The 16,845-nt window shown below is 35.9% G+C and carries 15 protein-coding genes; 8 read left to right on the plus strand and 7 right to left on the minus strand.

Annotated features, from left to right (window positions below; genetic code table 11):
* Positions 1–7 precede the first annotated feature (7 nt).
* Together SJY44_RS10620 and fsa are read left to right on the plus strand one after the other, a co-directional pair.
* Positions 8–424, plus strand: coding sequence for a hypothetical protein (locus SJY44_RS10620; RefSeq protein ID WP_396589687.1), 417 nt, complete (start codon positions 8–10; stop codon positions 422–424).
* A 108-nt stretch (positions 425–532) separates the two neighbouring features.
* Entirely contained in the window at positions 533–1,189 is a 657-nt protein-coding gene (fsa, locus tag SJY44_RS10625; protein ID WP_298925755.1) for a fructose-6-phosphate aldolase, read from the plus strand.
* 56 nt (positions 1,190–1,245) lie between these two features.
* On the opposite strand, the gene SJY44_RS10630 is transcribed toward fsa, so the two are convergent.
* Positions 1,246–2,634, minus strand: coding sequence for a transaldolase (locus SJY44_RS10630; protein WP_298925758.1), 1,389 nt, complete (start codon positions 2,632–2,634; stop codon positions 1,246–1,248).
* Between the two features lie 170 nt (positions 2,635–2,804).
* Between SJY44_RS10630 and SJY44_RS10635 the strand changes: the two genes are divergently transcribed.
* Positions 2,805–4,436 (plus strand): ABC-F family ATP-binding cassette domain-containing protein, encoded by a 1,632-nt coding sequence (locus tag SJY44_RS10635; RefSeq protein WP_396589688.1) that lies wholly within the window; start codon positions 2,805–2,807, stop codon positions 4,434–4,436.
* Here the strand turns inward: SJY44_RS10635 and SJY44_RS10640 are convergent.
* Complete coding sequence (locus tag SJY44_RS10640; RefSeq protein ID WP_396592090.1) at positions 4,433–5,152, minus strand: hypothetical protein; 720 nt, start codon at positions 5,150–5,152, stop codon at positions 4,433–4,435. The genes SJY44_RS10635 and SJY44_RS10640 overlap by 4 nt on opposite strands.
* A 224-nt stretch (positions 5,153–5,376) precedes the next feature.
* Here SJY44_RS10640 and SJY44_RS10645 point away from each other — a divergent pair, with 224 nt between their 5' ends.
* Positions 5,377–5,916 (plus strand): fasciclin domain-containing protein, encoded by a 540-nt coding sequence (locus SJY44_RS10645; protein ID WP_396589689.1) that lies wholly within the window; start codon positions 5,377–5,379, stop codon positions 5,914–5,916.
* Between the two features lie 3 nt (positions 5,917–5,919).
* On the opposite strand, the gene pheT is transcribed toward SJY44_RS10645, so the two are convergent.
* On the minus strand, positions 5,920–8,343 hold the full coding sequence (gene pheT, locus SJY44_RS10650) for a phenylalanine--tRNA ligase subunit beta (protein ID WP_396589690.1): 2,424 nt from the start codon (positions 8,341–8,343) through the stop codon (positions 5,920–5,922).
* Positions 8,344–8,470: 127 nt separating this feature from the next.
* Between pheT and SJY44_RS10655 the strand changes: the two genes are divergently transcribed.
* The gene (locus SJY44_RS10655; protein ID WP_396589691.1) at positions 8,471–9,709 is read left to right on the plus strand and encodes a peroxiredoxin family protein; all 1,239 of its coding nucleotides are present in this window, start codon (positions 8,471–8,473) and stop codon (positions 9,707–9,709) included.
* Here the strand turns inward: SJY44_RS10655 and leuB are convergent.
* Positions 9,702–10,820 (minus strand): 3-isopropylmalate dehydrogenase, encoded by a 1,119-nt coding sequence (leuB, locus tag SJY44_RS10660; protein ID WP_396589692.1) that lies wholly within the window; start codon positions 10,818–10,820, stop codon positions 9,702–9,704. The two genes, SJY44_RS10655 and leuB, sit on opposite strands and share 8 nt — an antisense overlap.
* 35 nt (positions 10,821–10,855) lie before the next feature.
* Positions 10,856–12,028 (minus strand): 2-isopropylmalate synthase, encoded by a 1,173-nt coding sequence (locus tag SJY44_RS10665; RefSeq protein WP_298925778.1) that lies wholly within the window; start codon positions 12,026–12,028, stop codon positions 10,856–10,858.
* A 146-nt stretch (positions 12,029–12,174) separates the two neighbouring features.
* On the opposite strand from SJY44_RS10665, the gene SJY44_RS10670 reads away from it, so the two are divergent.
* A complete protein-coding gene (locus tag SJY44_RS10670; RefSeq protein WP_396589693.1) occupies positions 12,175–13,719 on the plus strand; it encodes a hypothetical protein in 1,545 nt (514 codons plus the stop codon).
* On the opposite strand, the gene SJY44_RS10675 is transcribed toward SJY44_RS10670, so the two are convergent.
* On the minus strand, positions 13,720–14,421 hold the full coding sequence (locus SJY44_RS10675) for an RluA family pseudouridine synthase (RefSeq protein WP_396589694.1): 702 nt from the start codon (positions 14,419–14,421) through the stop codon (positions 13,720–13,722).
* A 5-nt stretch (positions 14,422–14,426) separates the two neighbouring features.
* A complete protein-coding gene (panB, locus tag SJY44_RS10680) occupies positions 14,427–15,245 on the minus strand; it encodes a 3-methyl-2-oxobutanoate hydroxymethyltransferase (RefSeq protein WP_396589695.1) in 819 nt (272 codons plus the stop codon).
* A 70-nt stretch (positions 15,246–15,315) separates the two neighbouring features.
* Between panB and SJY44_RS10685 the strand changes: the two genes are divergently transcribed.
* Entirely contained in the window at positions 15,316–15,792 is a 477-nt protein-coding gene (locus SJY44_RS10685) for a nuclear transport factor 2 family protein (protein ID WP_396589696.1), read from the plus strand.
* A 90-nt stretch (positions 15,793–15,882) separates the two neighbouring features.
* Positions 15,883–16,752: a hypothetical protein gene (locus tag SJY44_RS10690; RefSeq protein ID WP_396589697.1), complete on the plus strand. Its 870-nt coding sequence runs from the start codon at positions 15,883–15,885 to the stop codon at positions 16,750–16,752.
* Positions 16,753–16,845 lie beyond the last annotated feature (93 nt).

Genomic DNA, 16,845 nt, shown 5'->3' on the forward strand with positions numbered 1-16,845 from the left:
AAGAAACATGAAACAATCAAAAAGAACAATCGGAATTTTTGCAGTTATCGCAGCATCGTTTTTCTATGGCTGTGATGAAATTTATGAATGCATTTTTAATATTGAGCCTGAAATCCATAACAAACAATTGCTTATTGGTTTTGTTGGAGAAAGGTACTCGGATATTGTAACTGCTGAGATAAGTAATGAGGTAAACGATAACGACTATGATTATTTTTTTGATATTATAGGAGAACTTCCGCCAGGAATTTTTTATGATATCAATCGACGATCAGTAGAATTTTTTGGAACGCCAGAAGACACTGGCACGTATAGGTTTAGGGTAGAATTATTTGTTGAGTCCTATGATTTTGATGGTTTCGACGGCAGTCCAACATGTTCAGATTCCACAGTAAGAGAATTTACAATACAAGTTGTTGAATAATTTCACTTTTGGTTGGTTATTTTTTTGATTAAATATTGAAGTCAGGGCTTCTTATTGTTGTAAATTCGCAACTAATCCTATAGATAACTTAAAAACAGCACAATACGAATGAAATTTTTTATTGATACAGCCAATCTTGATCAAATCTCAGAAGCACAACAACTAGGGGTTTTGGATGGTGTAACTACCAATCCATCCTTAATGGCCAAAGAAGGAATTACTGGAAAAGAAAGCATCCTAAAGCATTATGTTGACATTTGTAACATTGTTGATGGAGATGTTTCTGCTGAAGTAGTTTCTACTGATTTTGATGGCATGGTGAAAGAAGGGGAGGAGCTAGCCAAGTTGCACGAGCAAATAGTTGTTAAGGTTCCCATGATCAAAGATGGAGTAAAGGCATTAAAATATTTTTCAGATAAAGGAATCAGAACTAACTGTACCCTGGTTTTTTCAGCAGGACAAGCGTTGTTGGCAGCTAAAGCCGGAGCTACATATGTATCTCCTTTCTTAGGACGTTTAGATGATATCTCTACAGATGGCCTAAACCTAATAGCTGAAATAAGACTTATTTATGATAACTACGGATTTGAAACCCAAATCCTTGCAGCGTCAATTCGCCACACTATGCATGTAATTGATTGTGCAAAAATCGGTTCTGATGTTATGACGGGACCGCTTTCTTCAATAGAAGGTCTTTTAAAACATCCACTTACAGACATTGGTTTGGAAAAATTCTTGGCGGACTATCGTAAAGGCAACGGATAAACAAAGAAAAAAGATTTAGGAAGCCCCAAAAACATTTGTTTTTGGGGCTTTTTTATTTAGAAGGAAGTATACAGATTTGCAAAGGCATCAACAATTACCGTGTCTTTGGCAATAACACATTTGTTTAAGCCATTTATGATCATCGCGGTTTGTATTTCTTTAAAATCCTCTCCACGAAATTGAGTGCTTTTATCAAGACGGTATTCTTCAATCATGCTTAACCACTGCGGATAACTCGTCCTTAAATTAATACCTACAAAATTGTGATCTGGGTATTTTACTTTTAATCTAGAAACATGATTGGTCACATTTCTAAAATGCCTTTTTTGGGAAGCGGCCCAAAAATAAAAGACGGTTTTTTTATCCTTACTGATTTCTTTTAAAGAAACCTTGTTCTGGTTTACATCAGTAACAATTAAATCTGGAAGAGTACTACTTGGTTGTAAATTTTGAATGCCCTGGTAAAGATGAGTAATTTCTTCTTTGTGTTCTTCATTGGAAGATAACGAACGAAACTTATCAATAAAAATCTGACATTCCATGTTTGTGGAGTTACGTTCTTTTAGCAAATAATCCATAGCTATATTTCTAAACAGAATATCCCTGAGCTCCGTTTCTTTAACCAAACTGTCAACAAGACTGAGCTTATGCTTGTTAAAATGTAAATGATTGTTAACCGCTGCTTTGTTTGCTGTCCCACAATTTTTCATGCAAGCCATATAGGACAAGTTGCCGAAGTGGTACTTCATAAAATCGAAATAGGGCCTAAAATATGTTAAATCCCTACTATTTAAATCTAAGGTTTTTCTATAGTCATAAAAGCCATCTTCTAAATCATGGATGGTTTCTTCACCAGTTTTTTTCTTGTGGTAGAAAGGATATTTCTCTTTATGGATGTAACTATTATAATCAATTGATGCTTTGGCTATGGACAATACTTTATTTGTTAATTGATTATCTTGAACCAGTTCTTCCAGATGTTTTATCTTCAAAAGTCTTAAAGAATCAATTCTTTTATTGAAGGCCGCAGGATCAAGCTTGTAGTAGTTGTGTATTAAAGATTCTTCATTTTCGTAAGCAAGGAACGTTTCAATCAAAAAATTGTTGATTTCACTTCCTTGACCAGAAAAGACAAGAGATTCATCAAACTCCATTGTATTTAGCCTTACAAGAATACTATCACCTTCTTGAAGATATAAATATTGTAGTTCTGGACTGTGGTCAAAATGGTAAAGACCCTCTTCAATTCCTTGTAGATTAAAAGCAAAACGATTGCCCTCATCCAACTTGACAGAGTCTATATAACTATCGTTTCTATAAAGAACAACATAGTCGCTAGTGGGGTTAACAATTTCACCTCCAAAAAAAACGGAAGGGCATCCACCTGATTTTTCAGAACACGCCAAAGTAGAAAGAAGAGAGAGGCCGAGTAAAAATCTTATCATATAAAGCTAACCATATGTTTGATCATCAAAATTAAGTATACCATATAATGAACCTTGTTAATGGCTAGTTAAATGTTGTAAAACACTGTAATTGTGTAGCTTAATAATGTGTTTTTAAATTAGTAATAAGGGTCGGTTTTAGCTATTTTTGCAAAAAAAATAATAGTTGCATGTTATCAGTATCTAATTTGTCTGTTCAGTTTGGAAAAAGGGTTTTGTTTGATGAAGTAAATGTGACCTTTACTCATGGAAATTGCTATGGTATTATTGGTGCCAATGGCGCCGGGAAATCCACATTTTTAAAAATTATAGCTGGGCAAATAGACGCCACTTCTGGGAATGTACATTTGGAACCAGGAAAACGGATGTCCATCTTGGAGCAGAACCATAATGCCTATGATAAAGTTCCCGTTTTGGAGACGGTTGTTATGGGTAACAAACCTTTGTTCTCTATTAAAAAGGAGATAGATGCCCTGTATGCAGACTATACCGATGAGAATGCCGAGAAAATAGGCGAGCTCCAAGTTCAGTTTGAAGAAATGAATGGTTGGAATGCCGATAGCAATGCTGCGGCGCTTTTGTCCAACTTAGGGATAAGCGAAGAGTTACATTACACCAATATGGCAGATATGGACTCAAAATTAAAGGTGCGGGTTCTTTTAGCCCAAGCCTTATTTGGTAATCCGGATCTATTGGTCATGGATGAGCCCACAAACGACTTGGATTATGAGACGATAAGTTGGTTAGAGAACTTCTTGGCCAATTATGAAAACACTGTAATCGTTGTATCTCACGATAGGCACTTTTTGGATGCAGTCTGTACTAACATCGCGGATATAGATTTTGGTAAAGTCAATCTTTTTTCTGGAAACTATACATTCTGGTACGAAAGCAGTCAGTTGGCTGCTCGCCAACGTGCGCAACAAAACAAAAAGTCTGAGGACAAAGCAAAGGAGCTCCAAGAGTTTATAATGCGATTTAGCGCAAACGTTGCCAAGAGCAAACAAGCTACATCGCGTAAAAAAATGTTGAGTAAACTTAAAATTGAGGATATTAAACCTTCAAGTAGAAGATACCCAGCTATTATTTTTGAACGCGAACGCGAAGCTGGAGATCAAATCTTGAATATAGAAAAACTCTCTGCTACTTCAGAAGATGGAGATTTACTGTTTCAAGATATCAATATCAACCTTGCTAAAGGGGATAAGGTTGCCATAATTTCCAAAGATTCAAGGGCAACATCGGCTTTTTATGATATTATCAACGGAAAAATAAAGGCTGACAGTGGATCCTATCAATGGGGTATAACCACAACGCATTCCTATTTGCCCGCTGATAATGATTCATATTTTAAAAGCAACATGAACTTGGTGGACTGGCTTCGGCAATGGACAAAAACAGAAGAAGAAAGAGAAGAAGTTTATGTGAGAGGCTTCTTAGGAAAGATGTTGTTTAGCGGCGAAGAGGCACTAAAGAAAAGTACAGTGTTGTCCGGTGGGGAAAAAGTACGTTGTATGTTGAGTAGAATGATGCTATTGCGCGCAAATGTGTTGCTTTTAGATGAGCCTACAAACCACTTGGACCTAGAGAGTATTACTGCATTCAACAATTCTTTAAAGAACTTTAAGGGCACTGTTTTACTTACTACTCATGATCATGAGTTTGTGCACACTGTAGCTAATAGGATTATTGAATTGACTCCTAAAGGTGCAATTGACCGCTACTCGACTTTTGATGACTACATGTCAGATAAGTCAATTAAAGAGCAGCGGGAAAAAATGTATGCTTTAGCAACGGTTTAAGCATTAAAATACTTACTGTTCCAAATAGCTGGGTTGAAATTTTTGCCTAGAGCAAAACCATAAAAAATAACAACTGAGGCTATACATTTGAACATAAAAAAGAAGATAATCAAAAACTCTCCTGTGGAATTGTTTTTTGAAAAAAGACCATTTGGAACCATAAGGGCAACCAGATAGCTTATCAAGAAAACAAAAAAGGTGAGATTGACAATGTTCTTAAATGGCCAAACCAACAATTTACGAAGTGGGTGAAGGTCATTGCCCCATTTATCAATAAGATAGAAATAGTCATTTCCAATTGGCGCAAAAAGCAATGGGTCATCTTTATCTTCTAATTTAAAAAGCTTAGAGGGTGCCATAATCTTAAACCCCTTTATTTCAATATTATGGAGGTTCTCCAAATCTTTAATTTTAGAAGTAGTTTTTTTAGGGATTTTTCCTTTGAAATACCTACCATCTAAAAAACGAAGTCGGTAATCAATACAGATTTCCTTTATTTGATTTATATGATAAATACGATTTGTCTCTAACAAGTCAAAATCAAAATCATTACTGCCAGAAGGATTTTTTGAAACAAGAACTACATCAATATTGGTCTCTTTTTCTATATTTTGAGATAAAATACGCTGTACTTCTTCAAGAATTTGAAGCTCTTTTTTTTGTTTATTTCGGCGAAGGTGAAGTTCGCGCTCAATATCCGTGTTTTTAAACATCATGTCCTTTTTTCTTAGCAATCCCTTCAAAGTTAGTGATTTGTGTTTTTGATTTTGAGAACTACAAAAAACCAAAATGTTAACATTGTGTTAAATTCGATGACGGTATTCAAAAAAAAACGCAATTTCCTTAAAAAGATGTAACTTATCGGAGATTTTGGCATTTAAACGTCTAAACATACTTTTAAAGCATATTAATTAAGGTAGTCCCAAAGATTAGAACATCTATGAAACCCCCATTCAAGAAAATCCTACTTGGTCTATGTTTTGCCCTTTCTGTAGTTGCTTATGCACAGGAGACCAGCTCATCAGAAACTAAATCAATTACACAGAATACAATTGAATCTGATCATCACAAAATTCTTTTTGCAGCTGTAAAAGCTACTGAAATGGAAGATATTTTGGATAAATCAGGACCTTTTACTGTTTTTGCACCTTCTGATGCTGCTTTTAGAAAGTTTTCCAATTCCAAAATGGAAAAATTAATGAATTCTAATGATAAGAGTGAACTAAAATCATTGGTTGGTTATCATATTGTTGCGGGTAATTTATCTGCTTCCAATATTCTACGTGCAATGTGTCGCGGAAATGGAAAGGCTAGCTTTACTACAATACAAGGGAAGAAGTTAAGTGCCCATATGGTTGGGTATGATATTGTACTTACAGACCCCGTTGGAAACACTGCTAGAATAACGTTAGCGGACGTTAATCAAAAAAATGGTGTTATACATGAAATTGATAGTGTAATACTACCAACTAGGATGTAGCAATCAGCGTAGTTCCGCTCCCAATTCTTTTTGATATTTAGACAATAGTTTTGACATCAATTTATCAATCTGTTTATCTGTCAATGTTTTTTTCTCATCCAATAGTGTAAAACTGACCGCATAGGATTTCTTTCCTTTGGGTAATTTATCACCTTTATAAACATCAAATAGATTTACATTCTTGAGAAGCGTTTTTTCTGTGCTCCATGCAAGGTCGTAAACCTGCTGAAAAGTTGCGCTTTCATCCAATTGCAACGCAAAATCACGAGTGACCTCTGGAAACTTTGGTATTTCTTTGAATAGCATGTTCCCTGTATTTATAGACTTTAGAATAGCATCCCAATCAAAATCAGCATAAAACACATCTTGTTTCAAATCAAATTCCTTCAGCATTGCTTTGCTAACTAATCCATAGGTTCCAAGTTCCTTGCCATTTAAGCTACAGCTTAGTCCTTCGGAATAAGAGTCATCACTATAGGGTTTCGTATCAACATTTTTAAGACCTAATCTTGTAAAAATGGTTTCCACAATGCCTTTCAAAAAGAAAAAGTCTGTTTTTTTGGAAGCCAATGCCCAGCTGTTTTCTGAGCGATTCCCAGAAACAAAAATTGACAAATGCTGTCTTTCTAGATTCTTCTTACCATTTTTATGGTAGGTCTTGCCAAATTCAAATAGTTTTAAATCTGCCTTTTGCCTATTGTTATTGTAACTGACAGTTTGAAGTCCTGAAAACAACATTGATGTTCTTAGAACAGATAGATCTGAACTTAAAGGGTTCAACATCTTAACAGCTTTTTTATCCAAGGCCTCTAAGACGTTTTGAGTGTCCGCTGCCACAAGGCTATTGGTCATTATTTCATAAAAACCTTGTGAAGCAAGCATGTTGCCCACAATATCTTGAATTCTATAGTTTTCAAATCTTGAGGTTTGGGCTATGGATGCAGTGAGTTTTTCTTTATAGTCTATATTATTATAACCAAAAACCCTTAAAATTTCTTCAATTACATCTACCTCGCGTTCCACATCCACTCTGTAGGTTGGAATAGTTAAACCAAGGCCAGATTCTGTAACGTTGTTAACCTTAATCTCCAGTGAAGCAAGAATAGATTTAATAGAATCTCTTGGAATCTCTTGCCCAATTAATGAATTGATTTTATCAAAAGTTAAAAAAACTTGTCTTTCTTGTGCTTTCTTCGGGTATAAATCAACTACTTCTGAACTTATGTCTCCACCAGCAATTTCTCGTATTAAGAGCGCTGCTCTTTTTAGAGCATACTCCGTAATATTAATGTCTATTCCGCGCTCAAACCGGAAAGATGCATCTGTGTTTAAACCATGTCTTTTTGCCGTTTTTCTAATGGAAACAGAATCAAAATAGGCACTTTCCAAAAATATAGAAGAAGTATGTTCTGTAACACCGGAATAGACTCCACCAAAAACCCCTGCAATACACATTGGTTTCTCCGCATCACAAATCATAAGATCTTCTTCGTGAAGTTCACGCTCCACATCATCTAGAGTTCTGAATTTTGTTCCAGCGGGTAAAGTTTTTACTTCAATTTTTCCTCCTTTAATTTTTGCAGCATCAAATGCATGTAATGGTTGGCCCAGTTCATGAAGTACATAGTTGGTAATATCTACTATATTGTTGATAGGAGATAGACCTATGGCCTTTAAACGGTTCTTTAACCAATCAGGGGATTGTTGAACAATGATATTGCTAATAGTTACACCGCAATATCTAGGTGCCAGTTGAATATCCTCAACTTCAACATCTATTTTAAGAGATCTGTTGTCAATGGAAAAGTTACTTGTGGATGGAGTAACCAATTCTTTCTGGATTTCTTGTTGCTCCAATCCAGCTTTTAAATCCCTGGCAACTCCAAAATGGCTCATGGCATCAGTACGGTTGGGTGTAAGTCCAATTTCAAAAACCTCATCATTCTCAATTTCAAATACTTTTGAACATAATGTACCCGGTTTTAAAGTATCACTTAAAACCATTATTCCATCATGACTCTCTCCTAAACCTAGTTCATCTTCCGCGCAGATCATACCTTGACTTTCCTCGCCTCTGATCTTACCCTTTTTAATTTTCCAGGCCTCACCTTCCTTAGTGTACAATGTTGTGCCAATTGTAGCGACGGGAACTTTTTGTCCAGCGGCTACATTAGGTGCGCCACAAACAATTTGCAAAGGAGTTTTTTCCCCAACATCTACAGTGGTTAATTTAAGTCTATCAGCGTTCGGATGTTTGTCACATGTAAGCACATGCCCAACAACAACATTTTGTAACCCTCCTTTAACCGATTCAAAGCTAGAAATGCCCTCGACCTCAAGACCTAAGTCTGTCAATAGCTCTCCTGTTTTTTGAGCATTCCAGTCAATTTGCAAAAATTGCTTTAACCAGTTGTAAGAAATCTTCATACCCCAATTTTAAAGTGGACAAATATAAAACAATAGGGTAACAGATTCAATGTAAATTATTGTATACAATGGTGATATTATAACTTTTGGGTCGTATTTTAGATTTTTAGGATAAATCTTTCAAATTATGAACAGAATTTGGTTTTTATTTATTGGCATAATAGTACTATTTACATCTTGTGAAACTAAAAAAATAGAACTGGCCGAAGGGGATTGGTTGGCTAAACTGGATGTTTCTCCAAATGAGGTGTTACCTTTTAATTTTTCATTAGCGAAAAATGAAGATGGATCTTATAGCATGGAAATGTATAATGCAGATGAAGTGGTAACTGTTGATGAAATTGAGATATGGAATGACTCCATACGCATTAAAATGCCAATTTATGAAGGATTTATTGCAGGTACTTTTTCTGAAAATGAGATTAATGGCAGTTTTATCAAAGAAAGCTTGAACAGGATTGTTCCTTTTAGCGCAAAGCATGGAAAACAAGATAGGTTTGATCAGAAAACTGAACCAAATATTAATATTTCTGGAATTTGGGAGGTCAATTTTGATGTGGGAACCGACAATGAATACCCGGCTAAGGGAATTTTTATGCAAAATGACAATGTGTTAAAAGGCACTTTTAGGACAAAAACAGGGGACTATAGGTATTTAGATGGAATTGTATCCGGTGATACCCTTAAACTTTCCACCTTTGATGGCGCCCATGCTTTCTTGTTTACGGCAAAAGTATCGGATAGCACATTGAATGGTTATTTCTATTCTGGAAACCATTCCGTTGAAAAATTTGTTGGCAAACGCAATGAAGCCTTTGAGCTACCCGACGCTAACACATTAACTTTCTTAAAAGAAGGTTATGATGGATTCGATTTTTCATTTCCAAATGAAACAGGCGGTATGGTAAGCTTGTCGGACCCTCAATTTAAAGATAAAGTGGTTTTGGTACAGATTATGGGTACATGGTGTCCCAATTGCTTAGACGAGACAAAATTTTATGTCGATTATTTAAACAAAAACCCAGATTTGGATGTTGAATTTGTAGCATTGGCATTTGAATATGCAAAAACAGAGGAAAAAGCATGGAACGGTATTGAAAGACTTAAAAATAGAGTAGGAGTGGAGTATCCCATTCTGTTAGCACAATACGGAACCTCTGACAAGCAAAAAGCAAACGAAAAATTACCCATGTTAAATCATGTATTGTCTTATCCAACAACTATTTATATTGATAAAAAAGGTGAGGTACATAAAATACATACAGGATTTAACGGACCTGCCACGGGTGAAAAGCATGAAGCGTTTAAAAAGGAGTTTGACGAGACGATCAACCTACTTACTACAGCAAGTATGGAGACTAAATAATTGTTGATTTCCCTAAATCAATATTCTCGTCATTCATGTTAATATCATCATCGATATCTACAATGTTATTTGCGATAAAGTCACCAACTTGATTGGTGCCATACTGGCTCTTTTGATTTAAGTCTGGAGTCACTATTCCTTTTTTTAGAGACTTGTCAACGGCTTCTCTTACGGCCATGGCCTCTTCAAAAAGCCCAAAATGCTCTAATAACATCGCTGCAGAAAGAATTGAGGCAACTGGGTTGGCAATATCTTTGCCTTTTGCCTGCGGATATGACCCATGAATAGGCTCGAACAAAGCACTTTCATCACCAATAGATGCGGAGGCCAAAAGTCCAATAGAACCACCAATTACACTTCCTTCATCAGAAAGAATATCACCAAACATATTTTCAGTCAATATAACGTCAAATTGGCTTGGGTTTAGAATGATTTGCATCGCTGCATTGTCAACAAATAGAAAATCTAGAGTAACTTCAGGGTAACTTTGTCCAATTTTGGTAACGACTTTGCGCCATAACCTAGAAGACTCCAAAACATTTGCTTTGTCTACCAAGGTGAGTTTATTCCTTCTGTTTTTAGCAGCTTTGAAGGCTAGGTGTGCAATCCTACTAATTTCTTTTTCAGAATACTCGCAAAGGTCGGAAGCTACTGTACCTTCATCATTTATTTTTTTCTCCCCAAAATAGATTCCGCCAGTCAACTCTCTATAAATGGTAAAATCGGTCCCAGAAATAATTTCTTTTTTTAGGGGAGAATTTTCGATTAAGGTCGGAAAAACCTTGACAGGTCTAATATTTGTGTATAGGCCAAGCTCTTTCCGTAATTTTAAAAGTCCTTGTTCTGGCCTAACTTTGGCATTTGGATTGTTGTCGTATTTTGGGTCCCCAATGGCTCCAAATAGCACTGCATTTGCTTCTCTACATAGTTTTAGAGTGTTATCGGGTAGTGAGCTTCCCTTTTTATCAATTGCGATGGCCCCAACAAGAGCTTCTTTGTAGATAAAGTTATGATTAAAGGTTTCTTCAACCGCTTGAAGACATTTAACAGCTTGGGCCAATACTTCTGGTCCTATACCATCTCCAGGTAGCAATGCTATATTCAGATTCATGTAATGGTAGTTTGAAGTTTAAAGGAAGAGGGCAATCAAGCCAAACTTTCAATAGTAATGTTGCTGGTTTCGATAATTTGATGAATATCCTCATCAACTATCTCCTTTTTGACATCTGCAAATTTCAGAAAGTTTTCATAGACCACATCCAATTGTAGTTTAGTAAGTTCATACCCAACATTTTTTGCGCGATACGCTAATGCCGCACGACCACTTCTAGCTGTTAATACAATAGAAGATTCACTGACACCAACATCTTTTGGATCCATAATTTCATATGTCTCTCGTTGTTTAATCACCCCATCTTGGTGTATGCCTGAGCTGTGGGCAAAAGCATTAGAACCAACTATTGCTTTGTTTGGTTGTACCGGCATCCCCATTTTTTGAGACACCATCTGGCTGGTATCTAAAAGGAGTGTACTATTAACACCAGTATCTAAATTTAGATATGGATGCTGTCTTAAAATCATTACTACTTCCTCTAAAGAAGTATTTCCTGCGCGCTCTCCAATACCATTAATGGTACATTCAATTTGTCTTGCACCATTAATTACACCGGCAATTGAATTTGCGGTAGCCAAGCCCAAATCATTGTGGCAGTGACAAGAAAGAATTGCTTTATCTATGCCAGTAACATTCTCTTTCAGGTATTTCATTTTTGCTCCATATTCTTCAGGCAAACAATACCCGGTTGTATCTGGAATATTTAGCACTGTGGCACCCGCTTTAATAACAGCTTCACAAACTTGCGCTAAAAAATCATTGTCGGTTCGTCCCGCATCTTCGGCATAAAACTCAACATCTTCCACAAAAGTTTTAGCATAGGCAACGGCATCCACAGCACGTTCAATTATTTTCTCACGAGTTGTGTTGAATTTGTATTTAATATGAGAATCCGAAGTGCCAATTCCTGTATGGATTCTTGGTCTTTTTGCAATTTTAATGGCTTCAGCCGCAACTTCAATATCTTTTTTAACCGCTCGGGTCAATCCACATACAGTCGCATTTTTCACTAATTTGGCAATTTCATGAACAGACTGAAAATCTCCAGGGCTTGAGATAGGAAAACCGGCCTCAATAATATCCACTCCCAACTCATCTAGACGTTCGGCAATGACCAATTTTTGTTTTGTATCTAATTTACAACCAGGAACCTGTTCTCCGTCCCTGAGTGTAGTATCAAAAATTTGTACCTTATCTTTAGTCATTATTTTAGTCAGTTTTATCTAAGCTATACGAAGATATGGTAGGAGTAATCAAGAACTAAAAAATGATAAAAATCATTACAACGTTAAATTGTATTTCATATTATTCAAACAGCTGAAATACAGTAATTTAAATTATATTTTTTACGATGACAAATGCCCATAGAGACACCTTATTTGTGTTGATAAAGTCGCTTTCTAAATCAGAAAAGCGTCAGTTTAAGCTGTATGTGGGTAGACTGGGGGTAAATACTGATGCCAAATTTTTGGCACTTTTCAATTTGTTGGATAAAATGCGGATGTATGATGAGCGTCAGATTTTGGAAAGTGGTATTGTTAAAAAAGCACAGCTTTCCAACTTGAAAGCACATCTATACAAACAAATATTGGTAAGCCTGAGGTTAAATCCTGTAAACCAAAATATACGAGTTCAAATACGGGAACAATTGGATTTTGCAACTATTCTCTATCAAAAAGGACTTTACAAACAAAGCTTAAAAATTTTGGATAAGGCCAAGAATTTGGCCATTGAAAATGAAGAGAAAAATGTAGCCTATGAAATTGTAGAGCTGGAAAAAATAATTGAGACCCAATACATAACAAGAAGTATTCCGGATAGAGCTGATGAACTTTCTGTGCAAGCAAAACAACTTTCAGCACATAATGTAATGACCAGTAAACTTTCTAATCTTTCCTTGCAGTTGTATGGGATGATGTTGAAAGTTGGTTATGTACGTAGTGACGAGGACCTGCGGAACGTACAGGACTATTTTGAAGCACATTTGCCATCATACAATCTTGAGGATTTAGGTTTTCGTGAAAAATTATGGCTTTACAAAGCCCATTTGTGGTATAGTTTTTTGATCCAAGATTTTTTGTCTTCCTATAAGTATGCTAGTAAATGGGTGGACCTTTTTTATGAGAATGAAGAGATGATCGCCTTGAATCCGGTATTCTTTTTAAAAGGAAACCATTACCTCTTGGAATCTCAATTTTTTGTAAAATATGGTTCACAATTTAAGGAAACCTTGGAGAGAATGGAAGCACAGGTGCATAGTCCTAAGTTTCCACAAAACGATAATATTACCTCATTGGCCTTTTTGTACATTAACTCCAACAAATTAAACCTGCATTTTTTGGAGGGCACATTTGATAAGGGATTGTATTTGGTCAATATTGTTGAATATGGAATTAAAAAGCATAGGGATAGGATTGATGAGCATCATATCATGTTATTATATTATAAAATAGCGTGCTTGTATTTTGGAAATGGCGACAACAAAAATTGCATTGTCTACTTAAAGAAAATTATCTCCAACAAAAACTTAAAAATGCGCGAAGATTTAATGTGCTTTGCCAGGGTCTTGAGCCTCGTTGCACATTATGAGGCAGGAATGGACTATCATTTAGAAGTGCAACTTAAAAGCACGTACAAGTTCTTGTTGAAAATGAATGACTTACATGCTGTTCAAAAAGAGATGATCAAGTTCTTGCGTAGCCTTGGAGATATTTATCCAAGCGAGCTTAGAAACGAATTTCAAAAGCTATATAATGAGCTGAAGAAATATGAAAATCACCCGTATGAGAAAAGAGCTTTTTTGTATTTGGATATTCTTTCATGGTTGGAAAGTCACCTACAAAATAAGCCAGTGGGTCAGATCATACGAGAGAAGGCAATGGCCATTACTCGTTAGTTAAAGGCATGCATTCCAAACAGGGTCATCAGGTGGCTTTGCTACAAATTTTATTGATTCTTTTTTCACAGGATGTTCAAATTCTAAACTTCTGGCATGCAAATGAATGCCACCATCTTTATTGCTTCTATCCGCACCATATTTCAGATCTCCTTTTATAAAACAGCCCATGGTAGCAAGCTGAGCTCTAATTTGATGATGTCTGCCCGTTTTTAAATCAATCTCCAAAAGGAAATAACTATTCAATTTTTTCAGAACCCTATATTCCAGAATAGCCTTTTTACTATTGGCAATCTCTTTTTTATATGCATATGATTTGTTTTGCTTTGGATTGCGAACCAACCAATGCGTTAAAACTCCACTTTCATTTTCTGGAGCCTTTTTTACCACTGCCCAATATGCTTTCTTGGTCTTCCCTTCAGCAAACAGCTTATTTAAACGGGGTAGTGCTTTAGAAGTTTTGGCAAATAGGACAATACCAGAAGTAGGCCTATCCAATCTATGTACAACGCCCAAATAAACATTACCTGGCTTATTATATTTCTCTTTAAGAGATTGTTTTACAACTTCACTTAACGGAACATCACCAGTTTTATCACCTTGAACAATATCACCGGATCTTTTGTTGACCACAATAAGATGATTGTCTTCGTGTAGAATATCAAGATTAGAAGGGCTTGAATGAATGGTTTTATCTGTCAAAGGAATTAGTATTGTTCTTCTTCATTAGGAAAATCCTTGCTTTTTACATCACCCACATATTGAGATATGGCAGTGCTCATTTCTTCATACAGGTTCATATATCTACGAAGAAAACGAGGGTTGAATTCATGGGTCATTCCTAAAAGATCATGCACTACCAAAACCTGTCCATCTACACCATTTCCTGCTCCAATACCAATTATGGGAATAGAAACGCTTTCTGCTACTTCTTTGGCCAATTTTGCCGGAATTTTTTCAAGAACAATCCCAAAACAACCTAATTTCTCTAACATTTTGGCATCCTCTTTTAGTTTCTGAGCTTCTTGTTCCTCCTTGGCCCTTACGGTGTAGGTGCCAAATTTGTATATGGATTGAGGAGTAAGCCCCAAATGTCCCATGACGGGGATACCGGCTCCTATGATTCGTTTTACAGATTCCTTTATTTCACTGCCACCTTCTACTTTTACAGCATGTGCTCCACTTTCTTTCATGATTCTGATAGCGGAACGCAGTGCTTCTTTAGAATCACTCTGATAGCTTCCAAAAGGAATATCAACAACTACCAAAGCTCTTTTTGCGGCTCTTACTACAGAACTAGCATGATAAATCATCTGGTCCAAAGTAATGGGCAAAGTGGTTTCATGCCCAGCTATTACATTACTAGCAGAATCACCTACCAAAATAACATCTACATTGGCAGCATCCACAATTTTTGCCATGGAATAATCATAGGAGGTGAGCATGGAAATTTTCTCACCGTTTTGTTTCATTTCGATCAGGGATTTTACTGTGACCCTTTTGTACTCTTTTTTGGCAACTGACATTTGGTTTGCTTTTGATGGCTAAATGTAAGCAGATTTGTTTAATTTGGGTTCTAATCAAAAAACTAGAAAAATGAAAAAATCAATCTTCTTGGTCATACTTATCACTTTTATTAAAGTGAATGCGCAAGGTCCAAATGCTTCAGAATATGACAAGCAAGCAGTTAAGGATGTTGTGGAAACTTTTTTTGATGGTTTTCATAAACAAGATTCCATGATTATCAAAAGTACACTGGCTAATGATGTAGTGCTTCAAACTACAGCAAGGAACAAGCAAGGAAAAACGCTGTTCAAGACAGAAAAAATTAAAAAACTGATAACATCCATAACCAGCATTCCTGATAGTATAAGTTTTGAAGAAAAATTGACCTCATTTTCAATCCAAGTGGATAGAACGATGGCTAACGCTTGGGTAGGTTATGAATTTTGGTTGAATGACAAGTTTAGTCATTGTGGCATAAATTCTTTTCAGCTTATCAATTTTGATGGGGAATGGAAGATTATTTATCTAATCGATACAAGGGGTAAGGCAGGTTGTCTTGAAGAATAGCTCAAAAAAATAAAAATTGTCTCTTTTCGGTTCAAACGCAATATTAATCCCTAATTTAAGTTTGAAAAAGATACTGATCAAGTGACGATTATGAATTATAGATTGCTCTTTTTGGTTTATCTTTTTATACTTAACCTTAGTTGTAAGAAAAATGATGAAAAACAGCTGGTTTTGCTAGCTGAAACCCAAAAAGAAAAGATTCAAGAAAAGCCAAGAACACTCTATTTACCTGATTTCGGCCTTTACTTAAATAATTGGCCCCAAAATTGGGTATTAGCCAACCATGGTAATGGATGTCAAACGGGTAGTAACAGTGTCAGTTTTATTTTTGGTACTGCCTATGAAACAGAAGGTATTTTAGAAATAGAGACAATTGGCGATTTAGGTGAAGATTATTTTTCAACTTTTGAGTTAAAGCAACGTAGTCTTTGGGGTGATAAAAAAAGAGTTGACCTCGATTTGGAAACTGTCGACGGGGGCAAAGTGAGGCTTAAATTTCTAAACCTTAACAAAAGGCATGAAAAATGGGCTGTTGAAAATGTGGCCTTTTTACCTCCTTTTGAAGATGTAATCATAGATGAAGTTACTTTTCCAAGTTTTCCAATATACGGCCCGCAAAAACAACAACGAATCAGCGTAATTTTTGATTTTAATATACTATCCTCTACCCGTGATTATCAAATGACCTTCCAAAATCAAACCTCTAGACTTGGTGTTAGTTGCTCCTTGCGAAATGAAATTAAAGGGAATGTGGAAACATCAATAGGGAAATCAAGTAAAAGGTTTGGTATTGGAGATATTATTTACATTGATGCCAAAGAAGAAAATGTAAGTTGGAAAGTGGTGCAAGAAAAAGGAAAATTGGTTGTTTTTGAAAAAGAGCATGGAAAGACAAAGACGCTTTATGAAATTCCAATTTCTGAAGACTATGATTTTACGTTTTACGCCAATGCAGAATAGTAATCAGTAAAATACCTGCCCCTATCTATCTATTAATTGTTTAAGTAATGCCCTAAGATTCGCTACCGGCTTAATCCTACAAATAAAAATCAA

The sequence above is a fragment of the Allomuricauda sp. R78024 genome (assembly GCF_044596045.1).
Classification (GTDB): Bacteria; Bacteroidota; Bacteroidia; order Flavobacteriales; family Flavobacteriaceae; genus Flagellimonas.